Annotated in this window: 20 protein-coding genes, 1 tRNA gene and 1 pseudogene; 12 read left to right on the forward strand and 10 right to left on the reverse strand. The window is 63.0% G+C overall.

Going from position 1 to position 20,692, the window contains the following annotated elements:
* Positions 1-6 precede the first annotated feature (6 nt).
* Both ACO1XS_RS23855 and ACO1XS_RS23860 read right to left on the reverse strand, forming a co-directional pair.
* Positions 7-83, reverse strand: a tRNA-Pro gene (locus ACO1XS_RS23855).
* 30 nt (positions 84-113) lie between these two features.
* Complete coding sequence (locus ACO1XS_RS23860; protein WP_331571430.1) at positions 114-1,106, reverse strand: polyprenyl synthetase family protein; 993 nt, start codon at positions 1,104-1,106, stop codon at positions 114-116.
* A gap of 342 nt (positions 1,107-1,448) precedes the next feature.
* Between ACO1XS_RS23860 and rplU the strand changes: the two genes are divergently transcribed.
* From rplU to proB, 4 genes are all read left to right on the forward strand, one after another.
* Positions 1,449-1,760, forward strand: a complete 312-nt coding sequence (rplU, locus tag ACO1XS_RS23865) for a 50S ribosomal protein L21 (RefSeq protein WP_331571428.1) — start codon at positions 1,449-1,451, stop codon at positions 1,758-1,760.
* A 24-nt stretch (positions 1,761-1,784) separates the two neighbouring features.
* A complete protein-coding gene (gene rpmA, locus ACO1XS_RS23870) occupies positions 1,785-2,048 on the forward strand; it encodes a 50S ribosomal protein L27 (protein ID WP_173257976.1) in 264 nt (87 codons plus the stop codon).
* 205 nt (positions 2,049-2,253) lie between these two features.
* On the forward strand, positions 2,254-3,366 hold the full coding sequence (gene cgtA / locus ACO1XS_RS23875; protein ID WP_331571426.1) for an Obg family GTPase CgtA: 1,113 nt from the start codon (positions 2,254-2,256) through the stop codon (positions 3,364-3,366).
* A gap of 99 nt (positions 3,367-3,465) precedes the next feature.
* Complete coding sequence (proB, locus tag ACO1XS_RS23880) at positions 3,466-4,584, forward strand: glutamate 5-kinase (RefSeq protein WP_486391881.1); 1,119 nt, start codon at positions 3,466-3,468, stop codon at positions 4,582-4,584.
* Between the two features lie 52 nt (positions 4,585-4,636).
* Here proB and ACO1XS_RS23885 read toward each other — a convergent pair whose 3' ends face one another.
* Positions 4,637-5,206, reverse strand: a complete 570-nt coding sequence (locus ACO1XS_RS23885) for a CNP1-like family protein (RefSeq protein ID WP_331571422.1) — start codon at positions 5,204-5,206, stop codon at positions 4,637-4,639.
* A 92-nt stretch (positions 5,207-5,298) separates the two neighbouring features.
* Complete coding sequence (locus ACO1XS_RS23890) at positions 5,299-5,964, reverse strand: RNA pyrophosphohydrolase (protein ID WP_331571481.1); 666 nt, start codon at positions 5,962-5,964, stop codon at positions 5,299-5,301.
* A gap of 255 nt (positions 5,965-6,219) precedes the next feature.
* On the opposite strand from ACO1XS_RS23890, the gene ACO1XS_RS23895 reads away from it, so the two are divergent.
* Positions 6,220-7,959: a proline--tRNA ligase gene (locus ACO1XS_RS23895; RefSeq protein WP_331571420.1), complete on the forward strand. Its 1,740-nt coding sequence runs from the start codon at positions 6,220-6,222 to the stop codon at positions 7,957-7,959.
* A gap of 55 nt (positions 7,960-8,014) precedes the next feature.
* Here the strand turns inward: ACO1XS_RS23895 and ACO1XS_RS23900 are convergent, their stop codons facing one another.
* Positions 8,015-8,566: a hypoxanthine-guanine phosphoribosyltransferase gene (locus ACO1XS_RS23900; RefSeq protein ID WP_331571418.1), complete on the reverse strand. Its 552-nt coding sequence runs from the start codon at positions 8,564-8,566 to the stop codon at positions 8,015-8,017.
* 84 nt (positions 8,567-8,650) lie between these two features.
* Complete coding sequence (gene ffh, locus ACO1XS_RS23905) at positions 8,651-10,018, reverse strand: signal recognition particle protein (RefSeq protein WP_331571416.1); 1,368 nt, start codon at positions 10,016-10,018, stop codon at positions 8,651-8,653.
* Positions 10,019-10,092: 74 nt separating this feature from the next.
* Between ffh and ACO1XS_RS23910 the strand changes: the two genes are divergently transcribed.
* From ACO1XS_RS23910 to ACO1XS_RS23940, 7 genes and pseudogenes are all read left to right on the forward strand, one after another.
* Complete coding sequence (locus tag ACO1XS_RS23910; protein WP_331571414.1) at positions 10,093-11,016, forward strand: cytochrome C assembly family protein; 924 nt, start codon at positions 10,093-10,095, stop codon at positions 11,014-11,016.
* 3 nt (positions 11,017-11,019) lie between these two features.
* Positions 11,020-11,313, forward strand: coding sequence for a PP0621 family protein (locus tag ACO1XS_RS23915; RefSeq protein ID WP_331571412.1), 294 nt, complete (start codon positions 11,020-11,022; stop codon positions 11,311-11,313).
* A gap of 6 nt (positions 11,314-11,319) precedes the next feature.
* Positions 11,320-11,907, forward strand: coding sequence for a 1,6-anhydro-N-acetylmuramyl-L-alanine amidase AmpD (gene ampD / locus ACO1XS_RS23920; protein WP_486391882.1), 588 nt, complete (start codon positions 11,320-11,322; stop codon positions 11,905-11,907).
* Positions 11,908-12,388: 481 nt separating this feature from the next.
* Entirely contained in the window at positions 12,389-15,382 is a 2,994-nt protein-coding gene (locus ACO1XS_RS23925; protein ID WP_331571408.1) for a ribonucleoside-diphosphate reductase subunit alpha, read from the forward strand.
* A 276-nt stretch (positions 15,383-15,658) separates the two neighbouring features.
* Positions 15,659-16,885 (forward strand): ribonucleotide-diphosphate reductase subunit beta, encoded by a 1,227-nt coding sequence (locus ACO1XS_RS23930; protein WP_331571406.1) that lies wholly within the window; start codon positions 15,659-15,661, stop codon positions 16,883-16,885.
* Positions 16,886-16,965: 80 nt separating this feature from the next.
* Positions 16,966-17,284 (forward strand): annotated as a pseudogene (locus ACO1XS_RS23935) (hypothetical protein).
* Positions 17,285-17,319: 35 nt separating this feature from the next.
* Complete coding sequence (locus tag ACO1XS_RS23940; RefSeq protein ID WP_414720286.1) at positions 17,320-17,910, forward strand: histone H1-like DNA-binding protein; 591 nt, start codon at positions 17,320-17,322, stop codon at positions 17,908-17,910.
* Positions 17,911-18,071: 161 nt separating this feature from the next.
* Here ACO1XS_RS23940 and ACO1XS_RS23945 read toward each other — a convergent pair whose 3' ends face one another.
* From ACO1XS_RS23945 to ACO1XS_RS23960, 4 genes are all read right to left on the reverse strand, one after another.
* Positions 18,072-18,548, reverse strand: a complete 477-nt coding sequence (locus ACO1XS_RS23945; RefSeq protein ID WP_331571400.1) for an outer membrane lipoprotein — start codon at positions 18,546-18,548, stop codon at positions 18,072-18,074.
* A 21-nt stretch (positions 18,549-18,569) separates the two neighbouring features.
* On the reverse strand, positions 18,570-19,508 hold the full coding sequence (locus ACO1XS_RS23950) for a carbohydrate kinase family protein (RefSeq protein WP_486391883.1): 939 nt from the start codon (positions 19,506-19,508) through the stop codon (positions 18,570-18,572).
* Positions 19,509-19,614: 106 nt separating this feature from the next.
* Positions 19,615-20,115: a thiol peroxidase gene (gene tpx / locus ACO1XS_RS23955; protein WP_331571396.1), complete on the reverse strand. Its 501-nt coding sequence runs from the start codon at positions 20,113-20,115 to the stop codon at positions 19,615-19,617.
* Between the two features lie 87 nt (positions 20,116-20,202).
* Positions 20,203-20,692: DUF3426 domain-containing protein (locus tag ACO1XS_RS23960; RefSeq protein WP_486391884.1), on the reverse strand; the 490-nt coding region annotated here is incomplete at its 5' end.

Genomic DNA, 20,692 nt, shown 5'->3' on the forward strand with positions numbered 1-20,692 from the left:
AAATTCTGGTCGGGGTGAGAGGATTCGAACCTCCGGCCTCTACGTCCCGAACGTAGCGCTCTACCAGGCTAAGCTACACCCCGAATTGGACTACTCAAGCAGATCAGTCGCTTTCAGGACTGCCTCGCCGTCGAGTAAGAACATAATTCTATCAGGCTTTCCTTGTAATGGGAATCCGGGAACGATGAAATTGCCGCGGCCGCTGCTTGTGCCTCGCGCTTCGCACACTCGAGCGTATGGTCGAGCGCCCCCGAGCGGGTAATGGCATCGAAGATCGTTTCGAACCGGTCGGTGCCGCCGTGCTCGATCGCTTGACGGGCAAGCGCCGATTGCTCCGGTGTGCCGCGCTCGATCAGATAGATGAGCGGCAGCGTCGGTTTCCCCTCGCGCAAATCGTCGCCGGCGTTCTTGCCCATCGATTCGGCCGTACCGGTGTAATCGAGCCAGTCGTCCATGATCTGGAAGGACGTGCCGATGCGGCGCCCAAACTCCGCGGCGGCCGCTTCCGTGGTGGCGTCCGCTCCCGCGAGTACCGCGCCGAGTTGGGCAGCGGCCTCGAATAGCTTGGCCGTCTTGTAACGAATGACCTGCATATAGCGGGTCTCGTCGACATCGGCGTCATGCATATTGAGCAACTGCAGGACTTCGCCCTCGGAAATGATGTTCGTCGCTTCAGAGAGGATCTCCATGACGCGCATCTTGCCGACGCCGACCATCATCTGGAACGATCGCGAGTAGAGGAAATCGCCGACGAGCACACTGGCCGCGTTGCCGAACAGCGCATTGGCCGTCTTGCGGCCGCGGCGCAGGTCCGATTCGTCGACGACATCGTCGTGCAGCAGGGTGGCCGTATGAATGAATTCGACGACGGCCGCGAGCTCGTGCCGGTGACCCGTGGTGTCGCCGAGCGCGCGCGCGACGAGCAACAGCAGCGCCGGACGCAGTCTTTTGCCGCCCGCGCCGATGATGTATTCCGAGATCTGGTTGATCAGGAACACCTCGGAGGCCAAACGTTGCCGGATGACGCGATTGACCTGCTCCATATCTTCGGTGATAGGGGCAAGCAGGTTGGCTGCGCTGGGAGGGGAGGTGGCGGTCGACGACATGATGAGAAAAATGGGTAGTGCCGCGGATTATAAAGGGTTATCAACGGTTCCGAGGCGCATGCGACGTACTCGCCCCGGCGAATCGAGCCGCCGCGCCGGCATCATTGGGGCCGCATCGGAGGCGCCGCGCGACGGAAAGAGGATCGGACCGCTGAAAGGCGGGTTACGCCGGAAGTTTTGACCTTGCAGCTAACCCCATGTATAATCACGCGTTTTCACGCGCGGTGCGTGGAAGAGGAATGCTGTTGTGCGGGCGACGTCCCCGGCACGCGTCCTGGATGTTCAGGCGGCGGAACGACGGGCGGAATCGGTGCAACGGCGGAATACAGAGTGAGGTTATCAATGTACGCGGTCATAAAAACCGGTGGCAAGCAGTACAAAGTTGCCGTCGGCGAAAAATTGAAAGTAGAACAGATACCGGCAGACATTGACGCTGAAATCACGCTGGACCAGGTGCTCGCAGTGGGCGAAGGTGAATCGATCAAATTCGGTTCTCCGCTGGTCAGTGGGGCTTCCGTCAAGGCTACCGTCGTATCACACGGTCGGCATCCGAAATTGACCATCTTCAAGATGCGTCGCCGGAAGCACTACCAGAAGCACGCTGGTCACCGCCAGAATTACACCGAACTGCGCATTGACGCGATCAACGCGTAAGCGCACCGGTCAAGGAGCAATCAGATGGCACACAAGAAAGCAGGCGGGTCTTCCCGCAACGGCCGCGACTCCGAGTCGAAACGCCTCGGTGTGAAGGTGTACGGCGGCCAGGCGATCAACGCAGGCGGCATCATCGTTCGCCAACGCGGCACGCGTATGCACCCGGGCGACAACGTCGGTCTCGGCAAGGATCATACGCTGTTCGCGCTGGTCGACGGCCACGTCAAGTTCACGACGAAAGGCGCAGCCAAGAAGCACATGGTCAACGTCATCCCGGCTGCGGTCTGAGTTCGACCGGACACGGGTGCGATAAACCGAGAAGGCCCCGCGAAATGGCGGGGCTTTTTTGTTGCAAGCGCAGTTTGCGCTTTGGCTCAGGCAGGGCTGCAAGCCCACGCGAAGTGGCGTCCCTGTCCCGCTGGCATGGCGTTGGCCGGCTTGGTCATCGTCGGCCGGCGCGGCACAATATCGAAAACACGGGACGGAGCAATAGATGAAGTTCATTGACGAAGCGCGGATCGAGGTGATCGCCGGCGACGGCGGCGACGGCAGCGCGTCGATGCGCCGCGAGAAATTCGTTCCGTTCGGCGGACCCGACGGCGGCGACGGTGGCCGTGGCGGCAGTGTCTATGCCATCGCGGATCGCAACATCAACACGCTGATCGACTACCGCTACGCGAAGAAGCATCAGGCGCGCAACGGCGAGAACGGGCGCGGCTCGGATTGCTACGGCAAGGGCGGCGACGATATCGTCCTGCGTATGCCGGTGGGCACGGTCATCACCGATCAGGACACCGGCGAGCTCATCGCGGATCTCACCGAACACGAGCAGACGGTCCTCGTCGCCCAGGGCGGCGCCGGCGGCCTCGGCAATCTCCACTTCAAGTCGAGTACCAATCGCGCGCCGCGGCAAAAGACCGAGGGCAAGCCCGGCGAGCGGCGTATGTTGCGGCTCGAACTCAAAGTGCTGGCCGACGTGGGCCTGCTCGGCATGCCGAACGCCGGCAAGTCGACATTCATTTCTTCCGTATCGAATGCCAGGCCGAAGATCGCGGACTATCCGTTCACGACGCTCGCGCCGAATCTCGGCGTGGTGCGGGTGGGCCCCAGCAAGAGCTTCGTGATTGCCGACATCCCCGGCTTGATCGAGGGCGCGGCCGAAGGTGCGGGCCTCGGTCACCAGTTTTTGCGTCACCTGCAGCGCACCGGCTTGCTGCTGCATCTCGTCGATCTCGCGCCCTTCGATGAAAGCGTCGATCCCGTGGCGGAAGCTCGTGCGATCGTGGGCGAGCTGCGCAAGTACGACGAAGCGCTCTTTCAAAAACCGCGCTGGCTCGTGCTCAACAAGCTCGATATGGTGCCGGAGGACGAGCGGCAGGCGCGGGTTGCGGATTTTCTCGCGCGCTTCGAATGGACCGGCCCCGTTTTCGAGATTTCGGCGCTCACCGGTTTCGGTTGCGAAAACCTTTGCTACGCCATCTACGATTACCTTGCCGCCCACTCTGACGCCCATCGCGCGGAGCAAGCCGAAGATCTCGCGGCGGACGTACGATTTCGCGGTGGACCTTCGTCGACTGAACCGGAAGGCGGCGCGCCAAGCGCGTAGCGGTCGCTTCACGATCGCGGCCGGCGGCGCGGAGGATTGCGCGCCGCAGCGTTGCGCAGGCCGCTTTACCCGCGCTATTCAATTGGAGACTTTCGCACGATGCGCTCTGTCATCGCCGATTCGAAACGCCTGGTAGTCAAAGTGGGTTCGAGCCTCGTCACGAATGACGGGCGGGGACTCGACCAAGCCGCCATCGGGCGCTGGGCTGCGCAGATCGCGCAGTTGCGTGGGCTTGGCAAAGAGGTGGTCCTCGTGAGCTCGGGTGCCATTGCCGAGGGAATGCAGCGCCTCGGTTGGGTGAAACGTCCGAGGGAAATCGACGAGCTCCAGGCCGCTGCCGCCGTGGGCCAGATGGGCCTCGCTCAGGTCTACGAAAGCCGGTTTGCCGAACACGGCATCCGGACGGCGCAGATCCTGCTCACGCACGCCGACCTCGCCGACCGCGAGCGATATCTGAATGCGCGCTCGACACTGCTGACGCTCCTTGCACTCGGGGTCGTGCCGATCATCAACGAGAACGACACCGTAGTCACAGACGAGATCAAGTTTGGCGACAACGACACGCTCGGCGCGCTCGTCGCCAACCTGATCGAGGGCGATGCCCTAATTATTCTCACCGATCAGCTCGGGCTTTTCACAGCGGATCCACGCAAGGACGCCGCCGCCGAGCTGGTGCGCGAGGCCGATGCCGGAGCGCCGGAGTTGGCGGCAATGGCGGGCGGTGCCGGCTCCAGTATCGGCCGAGGCGGCATGCTCACCAAGATTCTCGCGGCCAAGCGGGCGGCAGGCAGCGGCGCCAATACCGTGATTGCAAGCGGGCGGGAGGCCGATGTTCTCGTGCGGCTGGCAGCCGGCGAGGCCATCGGCACGCAACTCGTCGCGCGCACGGCCCGGCTCGCCGCGCGCAAGCAGTGGATGGCAGATCATCTGCAAGTGCGTGGACATGTCGTCATCGACGATGGCGCGGTCGAAAAACTGACCGCCGGCGGCAAGAGTCTTTTGCCGATCGGTATCGTCGATGTGCATGGCGCGTTTGCGCGGGGCGAAGTCATCGCGTGTCTCAACGCGGCTGGACGCGAAATCGCGCGCGGTATCACCAACTACAGCAGCGCGGAAGCGAAGCTCATCCATCGCAAGCCCAGTGCCGAGATCGAGTCGATCCTCGGCTACATGCTCGAGCCCGAGCTGATTCACCGCGACAATTTGGTGCTGGTCTAGAGAGACTGATGGCGGCGCAATCGTGGTTTGCATGCGCCGCAGGTGTCCTGCGTCAATGAATCAATGACGCTGCCGTACGCCCGTAGCGGATATTGTTGACGATGGTTTTCGCCGAGGCCGCCGGCAACTTGTTCGCGCAGAAGTAATCTTTGTAGAGCGTGGCCTGATAGGCGTTGAGATCGCCGTTTTCGATGCGGCGCCAGCGCGTGGCAACGCTGCTGTCCCAACCGTTGTGATCCGCGTTCAACCCCGCGTATTGCCGCCACTCGTAGTTGTCGCAGCGAATGCCCTCGTAATTGATGTTCTGCGCCCCCGAGGGGCTCGTGACCACGATGGTGTAGCGCACGACGCCGTCCGAGCCGACATCGATCGATTTAGCGTCGACCGCGAAGCGCAGCGGCGTATTTTGCGAAACCTCGAAAGGCAACAAATTGGCCGATTGCGGCAATGGCGGCAGCGCATCCAGCTTGTTTTCGGTCCACTTCGACTGGCGTTCGAGCAGGTAAGTGAAGGTGCTCTCGTCCTTGTCCGAGGCTTCGGTGTGGGACTTGGGAGTGTGCGAGCAGCCGGCCAGCACGGCGCAGGCCGCCAGCGCGGCCATGGCGAGAGTCGTCGCTTTCAATATGGGTTCCTCGAAAAACGGGCACGATGATTCGGAGAACCGAATGATAGCGCCCGTTCGCGACTTTCCGGCTATTCCATTACCGCCTCGCGCTACTCGGGGGCAGTGACGGCGGACGGGCTCGATGGGCAGGGCATGTCTGCCGACGCATCGACTGTCGCTTCGATCATGACGACGCCCGCGCCCGCCGAGAGCACCGCGGCGAGGGCCGGCTCGGATTCGGAGCAGGCCGGCGGCTGCTTCGATTGTCCGTTCTTGCCGCGCGGCTTGTCATGCCTTGGCGCCGGGCGACGCAAAAACCGCGACAGCTCGGTCAACGCCAACTGATAAACATCCCGCTTGAACTCGATGACGGCATCGAGCGGCACCCAGTATTCGTTCCAACGCCAAGCATCGAATTCCGGATGGTCGGTGGCGCGCAGGCAGATGTCGCAATCGCGGCCGACCATGCGGAGCAAGAACCAGATCTGCTTCTGGCCGCGATAGTGCCCGCGTACTTCGCGCTTGATGAACTTGTCCGGCACCTCGTAACGCAGCCAGTCGCGCGTGCGACCGATGATTTTGACGTGTTCCGGACGCAGGCCGGTTTCTTCGTGTAACTCCCGATACATCGCTTGCAAGGGCGTCTCACCATATTTGATGCCGCCTTGCGGAAACTGCCAGGAATGTTCACGCAGCCGCTTGCCCCAAAACACCTCGTTGTGCGCGTTCAAGAGGATGATGCCGACGTTCGGGCGAAAGCCTTCGCGATCCAGCATACAACCACCTTCGAATCCTTTAAAATTGCTTTGATTATAAACAGATAACGAGTGTTCCGCATCGGCAAGTACCAGCACGGCCCGGACGTCTTGCGAGGCTTACCGCCCCGCCTGTTCCGGCCGCATGCCGGACGAATCGTCATCTGGGGTATGGGCAGGCGACTCGCGTGCGGCGCGGCGGGCCTGCCCGGCCCCGAATCCGCTCGTTCCCTTCTTTTGGCGGCCCGCCTTGGGCCGCCGCTTTTGGAAAACTGAATGAAAGCGTCCCGTTTTTTTATCGGCACCCTGAAGGAAGCTCCGGCCGACGCGGAAGTCGTCAGCCATAAATTGATGGTCCGCGCGGGCATGATCCGCCGAGTTGCGGGCGGCATTTACAGCTATCTGCCAGTCGGCCTGCGCTCGATTCGCAAGGTGGAAGCCATCGTGCGCGAGGAGATGAACCGCGCAGGGGCGCTCGAGCTGCTGATGCCCGCTGTGCAGCCCGCCGAGCTCTGGCAGGAGTCGGGGCGATGGAAGCAATACGGACCGGAATTGCTTCGCTTCAAGGACCGCAAGGACGGAGACTTCGTGATGGGGCCGACGCACGAGGAAGTCGTCACCGATATCGCGCGCAATCAGATCAAGAGCTATCGGCAATTGCCGGTGAACTTCTATCAGGTGCAGACGAAGTTTCGGGATGAGATCCGTCCTCGCTTCGGGGTGATGCGCGGGCGCGAGTTCACGATGAAGGACGCGTATTCGTTCGATAAGGATCAAGCCGGGCTCGACGAGTCGTATCGCAAGATGTACGAGGCCTACGTACGCATCTTCACCCGCATCGGCCTCGAGTTTCGCGCCGTTGCGGCCGATAGCGGGGCCATCGGCGGCAACAAGTCGCAGGAGTTCCACGTGATCGCCTCGACAGGCGAGGATGACATCGCCTACTGTCCGAATTCCGATTTCGCGGCGAACGTCGAGGCTGCCGAGGCACTGCCGCTCATCGCCGAGCGCGCCGCGCCGCGCGAAGCGATGACGAAAACCGCTACGCCGGGCAAGGCGAAATGCGAGGCGGTGGCGGAGCTCCTTGGCATTCCGCTCGAGCGGACGATCAAGTCGATCGTGCTTGCGACGGACAATGAGGGCGCCGAACCCACGATCTGGCTGCTGATGTTGCGCGGCGATCATGATCTCAACGAAATCAAGACGGCCAAGCTGCCCGGGCTCAAGGATTTTCGTTTCGCGACCGAAGAGGAGATCGTTCAGTGGTTCGGTACGCCGCCCGGCTATCTCGGCCCGATCGGCACCAAGAAGCCCGTGAAAGTCATTGCGGACCGGACCGTTGCGCGGATGAGCGATTTCGTCGTCGGCTCCAACGAGATCGACTACCACACGACCGGCGTGAACTGGGGCCGCGATCTGCCCGAACCCGAGGTGGCCGATATCCGCAACGTCAAACCGGGCGATCCGTCGCCCGACGGCCGCGGCACGCTCGAGATTTGCCGCGGGATCGAGGTCGGTCATGTCTTCCAGCTTGGCACGAAGTACTCCGACGCGATGGGCGCGAGTTTTCTCGACGAGACCGGCAAGCCGCAATCCATGGTGATGGGTTGCTACGGCATCGGTATCACGCGGATCCTCGGCGCCGCCATCGAGCAGAACAACGACGAGCGCGGCATCATCTGGCCCGAGGCGATCGCGCCGTTCGAACTCGTGTTGTGCCCGATGGGCTATGAGCGCAGCGAGGCCGTGCGCGAGGCGGCGGACAAGCTCTACGCGCAGCTCACCGAGGCCGGTGTCGACGTGATTCTCGACGACCGCGGCGAGCGGCCCGGTGTCATGTTTGCCGATTGGGAATTGATCGGCGTGCCGCATCGGCTCGTCATCGGCGAGCGTGGCTTGAAAGACGGGAAGATCGAATATCAGGGTCGGCGCGACACCGAGCCGACGCTCGTGCCTGCCGATGAAGCGGCGGCGTTCGCCACCGCGCGGGTGCGCTCGGCAATGGCGGTTCGCTGAAAAAAGCACGGGCCCGCTTGGGGCCCGTGTACGCTGGCGGGGAGCGTCGAGCGCGTCAGGCGCCTTCCGTCAGCGCCCGAATGGCCGGCAGATTGCGCCAGTAGCCGCGCGCATCCATGCCGCAGCCGAACACATACCGATCGGGCACTTTGAATCCACAGAAGTCAGGGTAGAGCGGCTTGCTCTTTTGCAGGGTCTTCTCGCAGAGCACCGCGCTCATGAACCGCTTCGCGCCCATCGCGAGGATGCGGTCGCGGATCGCGGCCATCGTTTCGCCTTCGTCGAGGATGTCGTCGAGCACGAGCACGACGCGGTCTTTGACCGATTCGGCCGGCGCGACGCGCCATTGCATCTCGGCACTGCCCTTCGTGGTGTTGCGGTAGCGCGTGAGATGGATGTAATCGAACTCGAGGGGAAAGTCGAGATGAGGCAGCAGCATGCCGGTAAAGACGGCGGCACCGCCCATCACCGACAGCACGAGCGGGAAATCGTCGCTCATCTGGGCCCGCATCTCCTCGGCCATGCGCGCAATCGAGGCGCTCACTTCGTCGGCCGGGACGATTTCTTCGGAGTGGCTGAAGATATGGAAAGCTTCTTCGCGATTCATGGTGGCGTCGAACGAGCGGTGTCTATCGTCTATATATAGTGCGGCATGGCGGCGTATGCCACCTGTTTGCCCATAGCGCTGGCTTCAGCGCATACCCGGCAGCATACCCTTCATGCCGCGCATCATCTTCTGCAGGTTGCCGCCTTTGAGCTTTTTCATCATCGTGCGCATCTGCTCGTATTGATTCAGCATGCGGTTGACCTCCTGCACCTGGACGCCCGCGCCCGCGGCGATGCGGCGTTTGCGCGTGGCCTTGATGAGCTCGGGCTTGGCGCGCTCGCGCGGGGTCATCGAGTTGATGATGCCTTCCATCCGGCGCATCTGTTTTTCGGCCTGGCTCATGTCGGCGCCGGCAGCCGCCTGCTGGAACTGGGCCGGCAGCTTGTCCATCAGCGTTGAAAGCCCGCCCATGTTCTTCATCTGCGAGAGCTGCGCGCGAAAATCGTTGAGGTCGAAGTCGCCGCCCTTTTTGACCTTGTCCGCCAACTTCTGGGCAGCTTTTACGTCGACGTTGCGCTGCGCCTCTTCCACGAGCGCAAGAATGTCGCCCATGCCGAGGATCCGGTTCGCCATCCGCTCCGGATAGAAAATCTCGAGCCCGTCCAGCTTTTCGGCCACGCCGACGAACTTGATCGGCTTGCCGGTGATGTGGCGCACCGAAAGCGCGGCGCCGCCGCGTGAGTCGCCGTCCAGCTTCGTGAGCACGACGCCAGTGAGCGGCAGGGCGTCGTTGAACGCCTTCGCCGTGTTGACAGCGTCCTGGCCCAGCATCGCATCGACGACGAAAAGGGTTTCCGCCGGCTTCAGCGCGGCGTGCAGCGCGGAGATTTCCTGCATCATCGCTTCGTCGATGCCGAGACGGCCCGCCGTATCGACGATCAGGACGTCGTGATAGTGGCGCTTCGCCCAGTCGACGGCGGCAACAGCGATGTCGACGGGTTTTTGGTCCGGCTGCGAGGGAAAGAATTCGGCGCCGACTTGCTCGGTGACTGTTTTCAACTGCGCGATCGCGGCCGGCCGGTAGACGTCGCACGAGACGGTCAGCACTTTCTTCTTGTACTGCTCGCGCAGCAGCTTGGCGAGCTTGCCGACGGTCGTGGTCTTGCCGGCGCCTTGCAGGCCGGCCATGAGAATGACGGCGGGCGGTGTGACGGCGAGATCGAGCTCGGCGGCCTGCCCGGCGTAATCGCCACCGATGACTGCGGTCAGCTCGCGCTGCACGACACCGACGAGCGCCTGGCCCGGCGACAGACTGCCGACGACGTCTTCGCCGAGCGCCTTTTCTTTCACCTTGGCGACGAAATCGCGCACGACAGGCAGTGCGACGTCGGCTTCGAGCAGGGCCAGGCGTACCTCGCGCAGCATGTCCTGCGTATTGGCTTCGGTGAGGCGGGCTTCTCCGCGCAGCGTCTTGACGACGCGCGCCATCCGTTGAGTGAGAGTGTCGAGCATGGGAGGCGGGAAAACAGAACGTGAACGGTGCGGGCCGGTCGAGCCGGTGCGGCCGCTAGTGTAAACTGCGGAACATGGACATTGTACTGTATGCCCTCACCGCACTCTTGTACGGCGGCCTCGCCGTAACGGGTTGGCGCGCTTACCGCACCGTCGCGGCAGGCGGGCGCGGCGGCGCTCCCGCGATGTTCCCGAACGTCGCGCACGTGGGGGCCAGCTCGCTGCGCGCCGCGGCATCGGGCATGACGCCGACGGAACGGGGCCTGCTTTGCGTGGCGCTCGTGGTGCACGGGGTGCTGCTGCACACGACCATTTTCCCGCGCGACGCGATGGTGTTCGGCTTCGCCTTCGCGCTGTCGGCGATGTTCTGGCTCGGCGCCGGCATTTACTGGATCGAAAGCTTTTTCTTTCCGCTCGACGGGTTGCGCCTGCTGGTGCTGCCGCTGGCCGCCGCTGCGTCCTTGCTGCCGCTCTTTTTCGGCGGCGTGCGCGTACTTCCGTACGCCGCCGCGCCGCTATTCAAATTGCATTTCATCATTGCGAACGTGGCTTATGGCCTCTTCGCGATCGCCGCGCTGCATGCGGTACTGATGCTGTTTGCCGAACGGCGGCTGCACGCCATGCGCGGCTCCATCGAACGGCACGCGGCCGGTGGCTGGCTTGCGAGCTGGCTCGATACCTTGCCTGCGCTGCTGACGCTCGAAAAGCTGCTGTTCAGGCTGATCGCAGCGGGTTTCGTGCTGCTCACGCTGACGCTGCTATCGGGCATTCTCTTTAGCGAGCAACTCGTCGACCGCGCGCTCACGCTCGACCACAAGACCGTCTTCGCGTTGCTCTCATGGGTGATGTTCGGTGCGCTGTTGACGGCGCGGCGTGTGTCGGGGTGGCGCGGACGTGCTGCGCTGCGGTGGGTGCTGGCGTCATTCGCGGCTTTGCTGCTCGCCTATGTCGGCAGCCGTTTCGTTTTCGAGGTGCTTTTGCATCGCCCGGTGGTGTGACCGATGCGACAACTTCTACTTCTCATTGTCTTCGTGCTGGCGGCTCGCTGGCTCGTCAAACTGCAACGGGCGGGGCAGGCGCGCGGCAATGCGCGCGCCGATGCGGGGCGGGGCGCGTCGTCCTCCGCTCGCAGCGCGCGGCGTCGAAACACGCCGTCCCTCGCGGAGCCCGTGGAACGGTGCGCGGCCTGCGGCGTCCATGCGCCCAGGAGCGAGTCGGTCCTCGTCGGCCAACAGTACTTTTGCTGTGCGGAACATGCGCGTCCCTACACTGCGCGCGCGGCGGGGACACGGTGAACGTCGATGCGCGATGAGCGTGTCGCCGTCGACACGGACGGTTGGGTCAGCTTGGCGCATATATCGCCGTCGCCTAATTGCGAGGCGCGGCCCGAGGGCGTCGCACCTTCGCTCATCGTCATCCACAACATCAGTCTGCCGCCCGGCGAGTTCGGCGGCAGCGCCATTACCGAACTGTTTCAGAACCGGCTCGACTGCTCGGCGCACCCGTATTTCGACGAACATCTGCGCGGGCTGCGCGTATCCTCCCATTTCCTGATCGCGCGCAATGGCGCGCTCGAGCAGTTCGTATCCTGCGAGGCGCGCGCGTGGCATGCGGGAGCGTCGGACTTTTTCGGGCGGCCGCGCTGCAACGATTTTTCCATCGGCATCGAGCTGGAGGGCACGGACGATCTCTGCTTCGAGCCGCCGCAGTACGAGACGCTCGCCGAGCTGGTGAGAGCGCTCGCGGCGCGCTATCCCATCGATGCGCTGGCCGGTCACGCCGACATCGCGCCAGGCCGAAAGACGGACCCGGGACCGTATTTCGATTGGGACCGATTGGCTCGCGAGGCCGGTCTCGCCGATCGGTATTTCCCCTACCGGCATCGCTGAGCGCGTGCGGACAAAGCACCTTCCGATGGTGCCGAAACCCGCGCCCCTCTTGTGTTTTGCCCAAGCCCTTGCCCTGTCTCGAATAATCAAAAGTCAAGTGTCGCGCGCCAAATAAACCTTTTTGAGTTGGCCCATCGGTCTACTATACTTGGTGTGGTCGACGCTGAAATTCACAATATGTTGTGTCGGTGCGCCGGCGGTGCTTTCGATCGGGGTAAAGCGCCGCAGCGCTCGAAGCGTTGCAAAAGACGCGGGCGGTGGGTACCGGACATCGTTTCCGGGCCCGCCACCCTTTCGGGGAAAGAGGCGTTCACATGGCTAGAACAATGAAGAAGGCCATCGTCCATTGCGCGTCGTGTCGGCTCTCGGCAGCCGAATTGCGTCTCTTCCATTCCCGCACCTCATCGTTCGCGCTCGGGGTAGCGCGGCGGTTGTTCCAATCCGCGGCATGTCCGCACATCGAAGATCAGGAGCTTTGCACATGCAAACGACCGACAACATGACGAGCCAGCAGGGCGCGGCAACGGGCCGCCCCGTCGGTGGACAGGCAGGCCATCCGCAGCCGCTTGCGCCTCAGGCGACGTTCGCCGATTACAAGGTGATCCGCCGCAATGGCAGCGTCGTGTCGTTCGAGCCGTCCAAAATCGCGATCGCCGTGACGAAAGCCTTCCTCGCCGTCAACGGTGGGCAGGGCGCCGCATCGGCGCGCGTGCGCGAACTCGTCGAGCAACTCACGCAGAGCGTGGTGCGCGCGTTGCTGCGCAGCCGTCCGAACGGCGGCACGTTCCATATCGAGGACATCCAGGACCAGGTCGAACTGGCCCTCATGCGCGGCGGCGAGCACAACGTCGCCCGAGCCTACGTCCTTTATCGCGAAAAGCGCACTCAGGAACGTGCGCAGGAACACGAAGAGGCCGTGCAATCGTCGGGGCTCAACGTCGTCGACAACGGCATCAGCCGCCCGCTCGACATGAAGGCGCTGACGGGGGTGATCGAGTCGGCCTGCGAGCATCTCGGCGATGCGGTGAGCGCCGAGCCGATCGTGGCCGAGACGGTCAAGAACCTCTATGACGGCGTGCCGATGAGCCAGGTCTACGACTCGGCGATTCTCGCGGCGCGCACGATGATCGAAAAGGACCCGGCCTACAGCCAGGTCACGGCACGCATCCTGCTGCACACGATCCGCCGCGAAATTCTCGGCGAGGAAGTGACGCAACGCGAAATGAGCGAGCGCTACGCCGAATATTTCCCGCAGTTCATCAAGCGCGGCATCGAGGCCGAGCTGCTCGACGAAAAGCTGCAGCAGTTCGATATGAAGCGCCTCGGCGCCGCGCTCGACGCGAGCCGCGACCTGCAGTTCGGCTACCTGGGCTTGCAAACGCTGTACGACCGCTACTTCCTACACGTCGATGGCACGCGAATCGAAATGCCGCAGGCATTCTTTATGCGCGTGGCAATGGGCCTGGCGCTGAACGAAATCGATCGCGAAGCGCGCGCCATCGAGTTCTACGACGTACTCTCGACGTTCGACTTCATGAGCTCGACGCCGACGCTCTTCAACTCGGGCACGCGCCGCTCGCAGCTTTCGTCGTGCTATCTGACGACGGTTGCGGACGACCTCGACGGCATTTACGAAGCGCTCAAGGAAAACGCGCTGCTCTCGAAGTTCGCGGGCGGCCTCGGCAACGACTGGACGCGCGTGCGCGCGCTCGGCTCGCATATCAAGGGTACCAACGGCAAGTCGCAGGGCGTCGTGCCGTTCCTGAAGGTCGTCAACGATACGGCGGTGGCGGTCAACCAGGGCGGCAAGCGCAAGGGTGCGGTGTGCGCCTACCTGGAGTCGTGGCACCTCGACATCGAGGAATTCCTCGAGCTGCGCAAGAACACCGGCGACGACCGCCGCCGCACGCACGATATGAACACGGCGAACTGGATTCCCGACCTGTTCATGAAGCGGGTCATGGAAGGCGGCGACTGGACGCTCTTTTCGCCGTCCACCTGCCCCGATCTGCACGACAAATTCGGCACCGAGTTCGAGGCGGCTTATACGGCTTACGAAGACAAGGTCGCGCGTGGCGAGATCAAGCTCTTCAAGCGCATCCCGGCGGCGCAACTCTGGCGCAAGATGCTCGGCATGCTGTTCGAGACCGGGCATCCCTGGATTACGTTCAAGGACCCTTGCAATTTGCGCTCGCCGCAGCAGCACGTCGGTGTCGTCCATTCGTCGAACCTGTGCACCGAGATCACGCTGAACACGAGCGACACCGAGATCGCCGTGTGCAATCTCGGCTCGGTGAACCTCGTCGCGCACATGACCCGGCAGCCGGACGGCAGCTATCTGCTCGACCATGACAAGCTCAAGCGCACGGTGAGTGTGGCGATGCGCATGCTCGACAACGTCATCGACATCAATTATTACGCGGTGCCGAAGGCGCGCAATTCGAACCTCAAGCACCGGCCGGTCGGTCTCGGCATCATGGGTTTCCAGGACTGCCTGCACCTGCTGCGTACGCCGTACGCGTCCGACGCCGCGGTCGAGTTTGCCGACCGCTCGATGGAAGCCGTCTGCTACTACGCCTACTACGCGTCGACGGAGCTGGCCGAGGAGCGCGGCCGCTACTCGAGCTACCGCGGCTCGCTCTGGGATCGCGGCATTCTTCCGCAGGATACGTTGAAGCTGCTGGCCGAGGCGCGCGGCGGCTATGTCGAGATCGATTCGAGCGAATCGATGGATTGGACGACGCTGCGCTCGCGCATCGCCACTCATGGCATGCGCAACTCGAACTGCGTGGCGATCGCGCCGACGGCGACGATCTCGAACATCATCGGCGTGTCGGCCTGTATCGAGCCGACTTTCCAGAATCTTTATGTGAAGTCGAATCTGTCGGGTGAATTCACGGTCGTGAACGACTACCTCGTGCGCGATCTGAAGGCTCGCAACCTCTGGGACGAGGTCATGGTCGCCGATCTGAAGTACTTCGACGGCACGCTTTCACGCATCGATCGCGTCCCGGCCGATCTGCGCGCCATCTACGCGACGGCGTTCGAAGTCGATCCGAAGTGGCTCGTCGAGGCGGCCGCGCGCCGGCAGAAGTGGATCGACCAGGCGCAGTCGCTCAATATCTACATGGGCGGCGCGTCGGGCAAGAAGCTCGACGAGGTCTACAAGCTGGCGTGGGTGAGGGGCCTCAAGACTACTTATTACCTGCGAACGATGGCAGCAACGCACGTCGAGAAGTCGACGGTCGCGCATGGCGCGCTCAACGCGGTGCCGTCGAACGACGGTGGCCTCGGCGGCGGTGGCGCGGCGGGCGGCTTCGGTGCGAGCGGCGGTGCCATGGGCGGCGCGACGGGTTCGACCTCGGGCGGTCTCGATGCGGCGGCGGCAGTGGCGGTAGAGCCTCAAGCCGATGGTCCCGTATGCATGATGCGTCCGGGCGACCCGGGCTTCGATGAGTGCGAGGCTTGTCAGTAGCAAGGACAACGGCCGGCATCGACGCGCTGCTCGCTCGGCTTGGCGAGCGGCGCGAATCGAGAGCAGGCATCGACGATGCTGCACATCTGAGAGAGAAGAAATCGAACTGAGCACATGCATCGTCGAGTCATCGAGCGTGCTCGACTGTCCGAGGCATCGATCAAAGTGTTGTATGCAGGTCGCAGCGTGAATCGAAAACAGGAATTTTCATGAGCGAACCCTTTTATCGCTCGTGAAAAGATGGTACAAACCGTTCTAAATTGATGGTGAGAATTTATGCTCAACTGGGATGACGAGACGACTGCCGTAACTCCCTCGAGCGGTTCGCAAGCGAATGCGTTGCGCAACCCCGCAGGGCCGGTTGTCGGAACGCAAGCAGCGTCGCATCGCGCGACGCAGGCTCCGTTGGCGCAAGACATCTTCGCGGGCGATATCGCGGTCGCCCCCTATGTGACGGCCGAAGCCGCGCCGGCTCCTGAGCCCGAAGCGCGCGTGAACGTGGCCGACAAGCGCATCATCAACGGCAAGACAGACGTCAATCAGCTCGTGCCGTTCAAGTACAAGTGGGCTTGGGAGAAGTACCTGGCCGGCTGCGCGAATCATTGGATGCCGCAGGAAATCAACATGTCCCGCGACATCGCCCTGTGGAAGGATCCGAACGGGTTGACCGAGGACGAGCGCCGCGTCGTCAAGCGCAATCTCGGCTTCTTCGTGACGGCGGACTCCCTGGCAGCGAACAACATCGTGCTCGGCACCTACCGGCACATCACGGCACCGGAGTGCCGGCAGTTCCTGCTGCGCCAGGCGTTCGAAGAAGCGATCCACACCCACGCATACCAGTACATCGTCGAATCGCTGGGTCTCGATGAAGGCGAAATCTTCAATGCCTATCACGAGGTTAAGTCGATCCGGGACAAGGACGAATTCCTGATCCCGTTCATCCATACGCTGACCGATCCGGCCTTCAAGACGGGCACCCTCGAAGCGGATCAGCAACTGCTCAAGTCGCTGATCGTCTTTGCCTGTGTGATGGAAGGGCTCTTCTTCTACGTCGGGTTTACGCAAATTCTTGCGCTCGGCCGGCAGAACAAGATGACGGGTGCTGCGGAGCAATATCAGTACATCCTGCGTGACGAGTCGATGCACTGCAACTTCGGTATCGACCTCATCAACCAGATCAAGCTCGAGAACCCGCACTTGTGGACCCCGGCATTTCGCGAGGAGATCCGCGCGGTGTTCCGGCATGCGGTCGATCTCGAGTATCGCTACGCGGAAGACACGATGCCGCGCGGCGTGCTGGGACTGAACGCCTCCATGTTCAAGAGTTACTTGCGCTTCATCTGCAATCGGCGGTGCCAGCAGATCGGCCTCGATCCGCTGTTCCCGAATGAGGAAAACCCGTTCCCGTGGATGAGCGAGATGATCGACCTGAAGAAGGAGCGCAACTTCTTCGAGACGCGTGTCATCGAATATCAAACTGGCGGAGCGCTTTCCTGGGAATGACAGGAAACGCTCGCGAAACGATTGGCTGGGGTGGCCGCGGCGCGAACCGCGGCGGATATGGTTAGGAGCAAGAACGCCTGATGCAGAGCGTGCCCGGCGGCAGGTCCGCCCACAAACATGATAGGCACTTTGCGAACCCTTCAGTGGGACGGGCGAACTACCCCTCGAAAAAGCTGGCGGCCGCGCGGCCGTCAGCTCGACTCAAGCGATTGCCGGCAGGCGCGAGCGCGGTGCGCTGCGTTGCCGACTTGATTGGGCGTGCTGTGCCGTCGGGCACGGCACGCCTTGCCGTATTCATTAGCGTAAGCGCGCTGCATTCGCGTACGCCGATGAATAGCCCGCTTCGCAGCGCGCGCCCTGACCGGCGCGCAGCGGGAAGCGGGTTTTGATGAGGTGTAGTTCAAATTGACTCTCGAAACCTGAAGGAGAAAACAATGGCAACTGCCAAGAAGAAACCCGCTGCAAAGAAAGCTGCTCCGGCGAAGAAGACCGCTGCGAAGAAGGCGGCTCCGGCCAAGAAGGTTGCAGTGAAGAAGGTCGCGGCGAAGAAGACGGTAGCGAAGAAGGCTGCTCCGGCGAAGAAGGCCGCTGCGAAGAAGGCAGCTCCGGCCAAGAAGGTTGCAGCGAAGAAAGTCGCGGCGAAGAAGACCGTAGCGAAGAAGGCAGCTCCGGCGAAGAAGGCCGCTGCGAAGAAGGCCGCTCCGGCGAAGAAGGTCGCTGCAAAGAAGACCGCGGCGAAGAAGGCTGCGCCTGCGAAGAAGGCTGCCGCCAAGAAAACCGCTGCGAAGAAGGCCGCGCCTGCGAAGAAGGCCGCTGCGAAGAAGACCGCCGCCAAGAAGGCTGCCCCTGCGAAGAAGGCCGCTGCGAAGAAGGCTGCCCCTGCGAAGAAGGCTGCCGCGAAGAAGGCTGCGCCTGCTACGCCTGCTGCCCCTGCGGCGCCCGCTGCCTCGCCGGCCGCGCCGGGCGTCAAGACGGCACTGAACCCGGCTGCGGCTTGGCCGTTCCCGACGGGCTCGCGTCCGTAAGCGTCGTTGCAGGAAAGCGCGGCCGCGGCGGGGTTGTCGCGGCCATGCAGTTAAAAACCCGTCACCAGCTACCGGTGACGGGTTTTTTTATGCAGCGTCCGAGCATCGCATCCGCCCGTCGCACTCTGCGACAGCCCAGCTGCGCCGCCGACGCGCGCGGCTCAGTGGGTGACGCGCGTTACGCCGCCGCTCGAAAGCAGCCGCACGCGATCTCCCGCTTGGAAGATTTCGCCGGTCGCGCTTTGCGTGATGGCGCGCAAGTCGCCGTTGTCGAGCCGGACGGTGATCTCTACCCCGGAACGCTTGGCGACGCCATTCTCGACGGCATTGCCCGCGACCGCGCCGACGAGACCGCCGGCAATGGCTGCGAGAATCGACCCCTTTCCGCCGCCGATCGTGCTGCCCGCGACCGCGCCGGCAGCACCGCCACCGAGTGCGCCGATTCCGGTCGGCTGGCCGTTGTTGGAGCTGATCGTCACGCCCCTGACGCTTTCGACGGTACCCATGCGCACGGTTTGCTCGCGCTGCGCCTGGCCGGCGGTGTAGACGTCGGCCGAGCTGCTGTTATAGGCGCACCCCGTCATCGCCAGTGCGCTGACGAGCACCGTGGCGAATGCCACACGAGCCGATGTTTTCATTTTGTTTTGCTCCTCGAAGTATTACGGCAGGCGGTAACCGAACGCCTGCTCGAACCGCTCACTGATCTCATCGCGCGATGGCGCGTAGGTTTGCGGGCCCGAATGTTCAATTTTGAGCGAGCCCATGAGACTTGCCAAGCGACCCGTCGTGGCCCAATCGAAGCCACGTTCGATGCCGTATAGCAAGCCGCCGCGAAACGCATCCCCGCAGCCGGTCGGATCGACGACGCGTGCCGCCGCGACGACCGGAACGGTTTCACGGATTCCGGAATGATGGATGTGCGCGCCGTTTTCACCGTAGGTCACGATGAGCGCGTCAACGCGGCTGGCAATGTCGGCGAGCGTCCAGCCCGTCTTGTTGCAGACCAGCTTCGCTTCGTAGTCATTGACTGCGACGTATGTCGCGAGTTCAATGGCGCGCCGCAGTGCCTCGCCCGTGAAGAGCGGCAGGCCCTGACCTGGATCGAAGATGAACGGGATGCCGGCGGCCGCCAGTTTCTCCGTGTGCTGGACCATCCCCTCGAAGCCATCCGGTGCGACGATCGCAAGGCGGACGCCGGGCGCTTCGTCGGCGCGATTCAGGTGCGACTGCATCATCGCGCCCGGATGAAACGCGGTGATCTGGTTGTTGTCCAGGTCCGTCGTAATCATCGCCTGCGCACAGTAGGCGTCCGGCACGATACGGACATGATCCGTTGCAAGGCCGAGGCTCGCGAAGCGATCGAGATACGGTTGCGCATCCATTGCGCCGAGCGTCGCCATGATGCGCGCGTCACCGCCCAGAAGGTTCAGCGCATAGGCGATGTTGCCCGCGCAGCCGCCGAATTCCCGGCGCATCGTGGGCACGAGAAAGCTGACGTTCAGGATATGGACCTGCTCGGGGAGGATGTGGTCGCGAAATCGCCCCTGGAAAGTCATGATGTTGTCGTAGGCGAGCGAGCCGCAGATCAGCGTAGCCAAGGCAGAAGTTCCTCGTTGGGTCGAAAGATGGGTCTGTCGGCAGTGCACCATGACAAAGCGCCGCGCTTTTACTGCGCGGCGCTGCGTCCATCAATGCACGGGCCTGTTACTTCAAAGCACCGAGGGCCGCGTCGTAGTTCGGCTCGTTCTTGATTTCCTCGACCAACTGCGCGTGCACGACTTTGTCGTTCTCGTCGATGACGACGACCGCGCGCGCCGTCAATCCGGCAAGCGGCCCGCTCTTGATATCGACCCCGTACGCCTGTGCGAACGCCGGCGTGCGGAACGTCGATGCGGTGACGACGTTCTCGATGCCTTCGGTCGTGCAAAAGCGCGTTGCGGCGAACGGCAGATCGCCCGACACGACGATCACGGCGGTATTGGCGAGCTTCGCCGCGGCTTCGTTGAACTTGCGCGTGGAGGTCGCGCAGGTGGGCGTGTCGAGGCTCGGGACGATGTTCAGCACTTTGCGCTTGCCGGCGAAATCGGCCAGCGTGACCGGCTTCAGATCCTTGCCGACCAGCGAGAATTCGGGCGCCTTTTGGCCCACCGACGGAAACGTGCCGCCGACTTCGATGGCGTTGCCGCCCAGCGTAACTTGACTCATGTTGTGCTCCGGAAATTCGACTCGGGTTATCGCGGTTGCGACTAAAGGGCCGACCGGCCTCGCGCCGGCTGGCCCGCGGTTGTCCTACTACGGGTAGAAAATCTGCACGCGGAAGTTCGTGGCGATGGCGTTGCCGCTATCGAGCCGCACGATCATCGTTTGCGAGGTGCGCGGCGGCAAGCCGTTCGCGAGCGTCGTGCCGGGTGGCAGATAGTCTTGTGGCCATAATACGCGCCGGATCGCGACCTCGTTCTTCGCGTCGAAGAGCGTCAGCTCGATGGCCGGATACGCGAGCGCGACGCTGTAACGGTTGCGCAAAGGCACGCGCAATTCGAGTTTGTGCGGGCCGTCGATCTGGCGCAAGTCCGAGGCCTCGACTTGCAGGCCATCGATGTCGCGCGGTGGCGAAATCAGGCAACCGAACTGCGCGCATACCCGGACGAACAGCGGCTGCGATCCGGGCCAATAGACCATCACGGTTTCGCGTTGCCACCAGGCAAGCTGCGCGACGAGCAGCACCGCGAGTGCGAGAGACAGCAACGTACCGAGGACGCCGCGCAAAAAGTGCCGCGGGGCA

Source organism: Trinickia sp. (genome assembly GCF_057351765.1).

What these genes read in the sequence shown, in the direction of transcription:
- ACO1XS_RS23890 (WP_331571481.1), bottom strand. Translation starts at nt 5,964, where the DNA reads ATGCTGGATCGCGAAGGCTTTCGCCCGAACGTCGGCATCATCCTCTTG.
- ACO1XS_RS23945 (WP_331571400.1), bottom strand. Translation starts at nt 18,548, where the DNA reads ATGAAAACATCGGCTCGTGTGGCATTCGCCACGGTGCTCGTCAGCGCA.
- ACO1XS_RS23860 (WP_331571430.1), bottom strand. Translation starts at nt 1,106, where the DNA reads ATGTCGTCGACCGCCACCTCCCCTCCCAGCGCAGCCAACCTGCTTGCC.
- tpx (WP_331571396.1), bottom strand. Translation starts at nt 20,115, where the DNA reads ATGAGTCAAGTTACGCTGGGCGGCAACGCCATCGAAGTCGGCGGCACG.
- ACO1XS_RS23940 (WP_414720286.1), top strand. Translation starts at nt 17,320, where the DNA reads ATGGCAACTGCCAAGAAGAAACCCGCTGCAAAGAAAGCTGCTCCGGCG.
- ACO1XS_RS23925 (WP_331571408.1), top strand. Translation starts at nt 12,389, where the DNA reads ATGCAAACGACCGACAACATGACGAGCCAGCAGGGCGCGGCAACGGGC.
- ACO1XS_RS23900 (WP_331571418.1), bottom strand. Translation starts at nt 8,566, where the DNA reads ATGAATCGCGAAGAAGCTTTCCATATCTTCAGCCACTCCGAAGAAATC.
- rpmA (WP_173257976.1), top strand. Translation starts at nt 1,785, where the DNA reads ATGGCACACAAGAAAGCAGGCGGGTCTTCCCGCAACGGCCGCGACTCC.
- ACO1XS_RS23895 (WP_331571420.1), top strand. Translation starts at nt 6,220, where the DNA reads ATGAAAGCGTCCCGTTTTTTTATCGGCACCCTGAAGGAAGCTCCGGCC.
- cgtA (WP_331571426.1), top strand. Translation starts at nt 2,254, where the DNA reads ATGAAGTTCATTGACGAAGCGCGGATCGAGGTGATCGCCGGCGACGGC.
- proB (WP_486391881.1), top strand. Translation starts at nt 3,466, where the DNA reads ATGCGCTCTGTCATCGCCGATTCGAAACGCCTGGTAGTCAAAGTGGGT.
- ACO1XS_RS23910 (WP_331571414.1), top strand. Translation starts at nt 10,093, where the DNA reads ATGGACATTGTACTGTATGCCCTCACCGCACTCTTGTACGGCGGCCTC.
- ACO1XS_RS23915 (WP_331571412.1), top strand. Translation starts at nt 11,020, where the DNA reads ATGCGACAACTTCTACTTCTCATTGTCTTCGTGCTGGCGGCTCGCTGG.
- ffh (WP_331571416.1), bottom strand. Translation starts at nt 10,018, where the DNA reads ATGCTCGACACTCTCACTCAACGGATGGCGCGCGTCGTCAAGACGCTG.
- ampD (WP_486391882.1), top strand. Translation starts at nt 11,320, where the DNA reads ATGCGCGATGAGCGTGTCGCCGTCGACACGGACGGTTGGGTCAGCTTG.
- rplU (WP_331571428.1), top strand. Translation starts at nt 1,449, where the DNA reads ATGTACGCGGTCATAAAAACCGGTGGCAAGCAGTACAAAGTTGCCGTC.
- ACO1XS_RS23930 (WP_331571406.1), top strand. Translation starts at nt 15,659, where the DNA reads ATGCTCAACTGGGATGACGAGACGACTGCCGTAACTCCCTCGAGCGGT.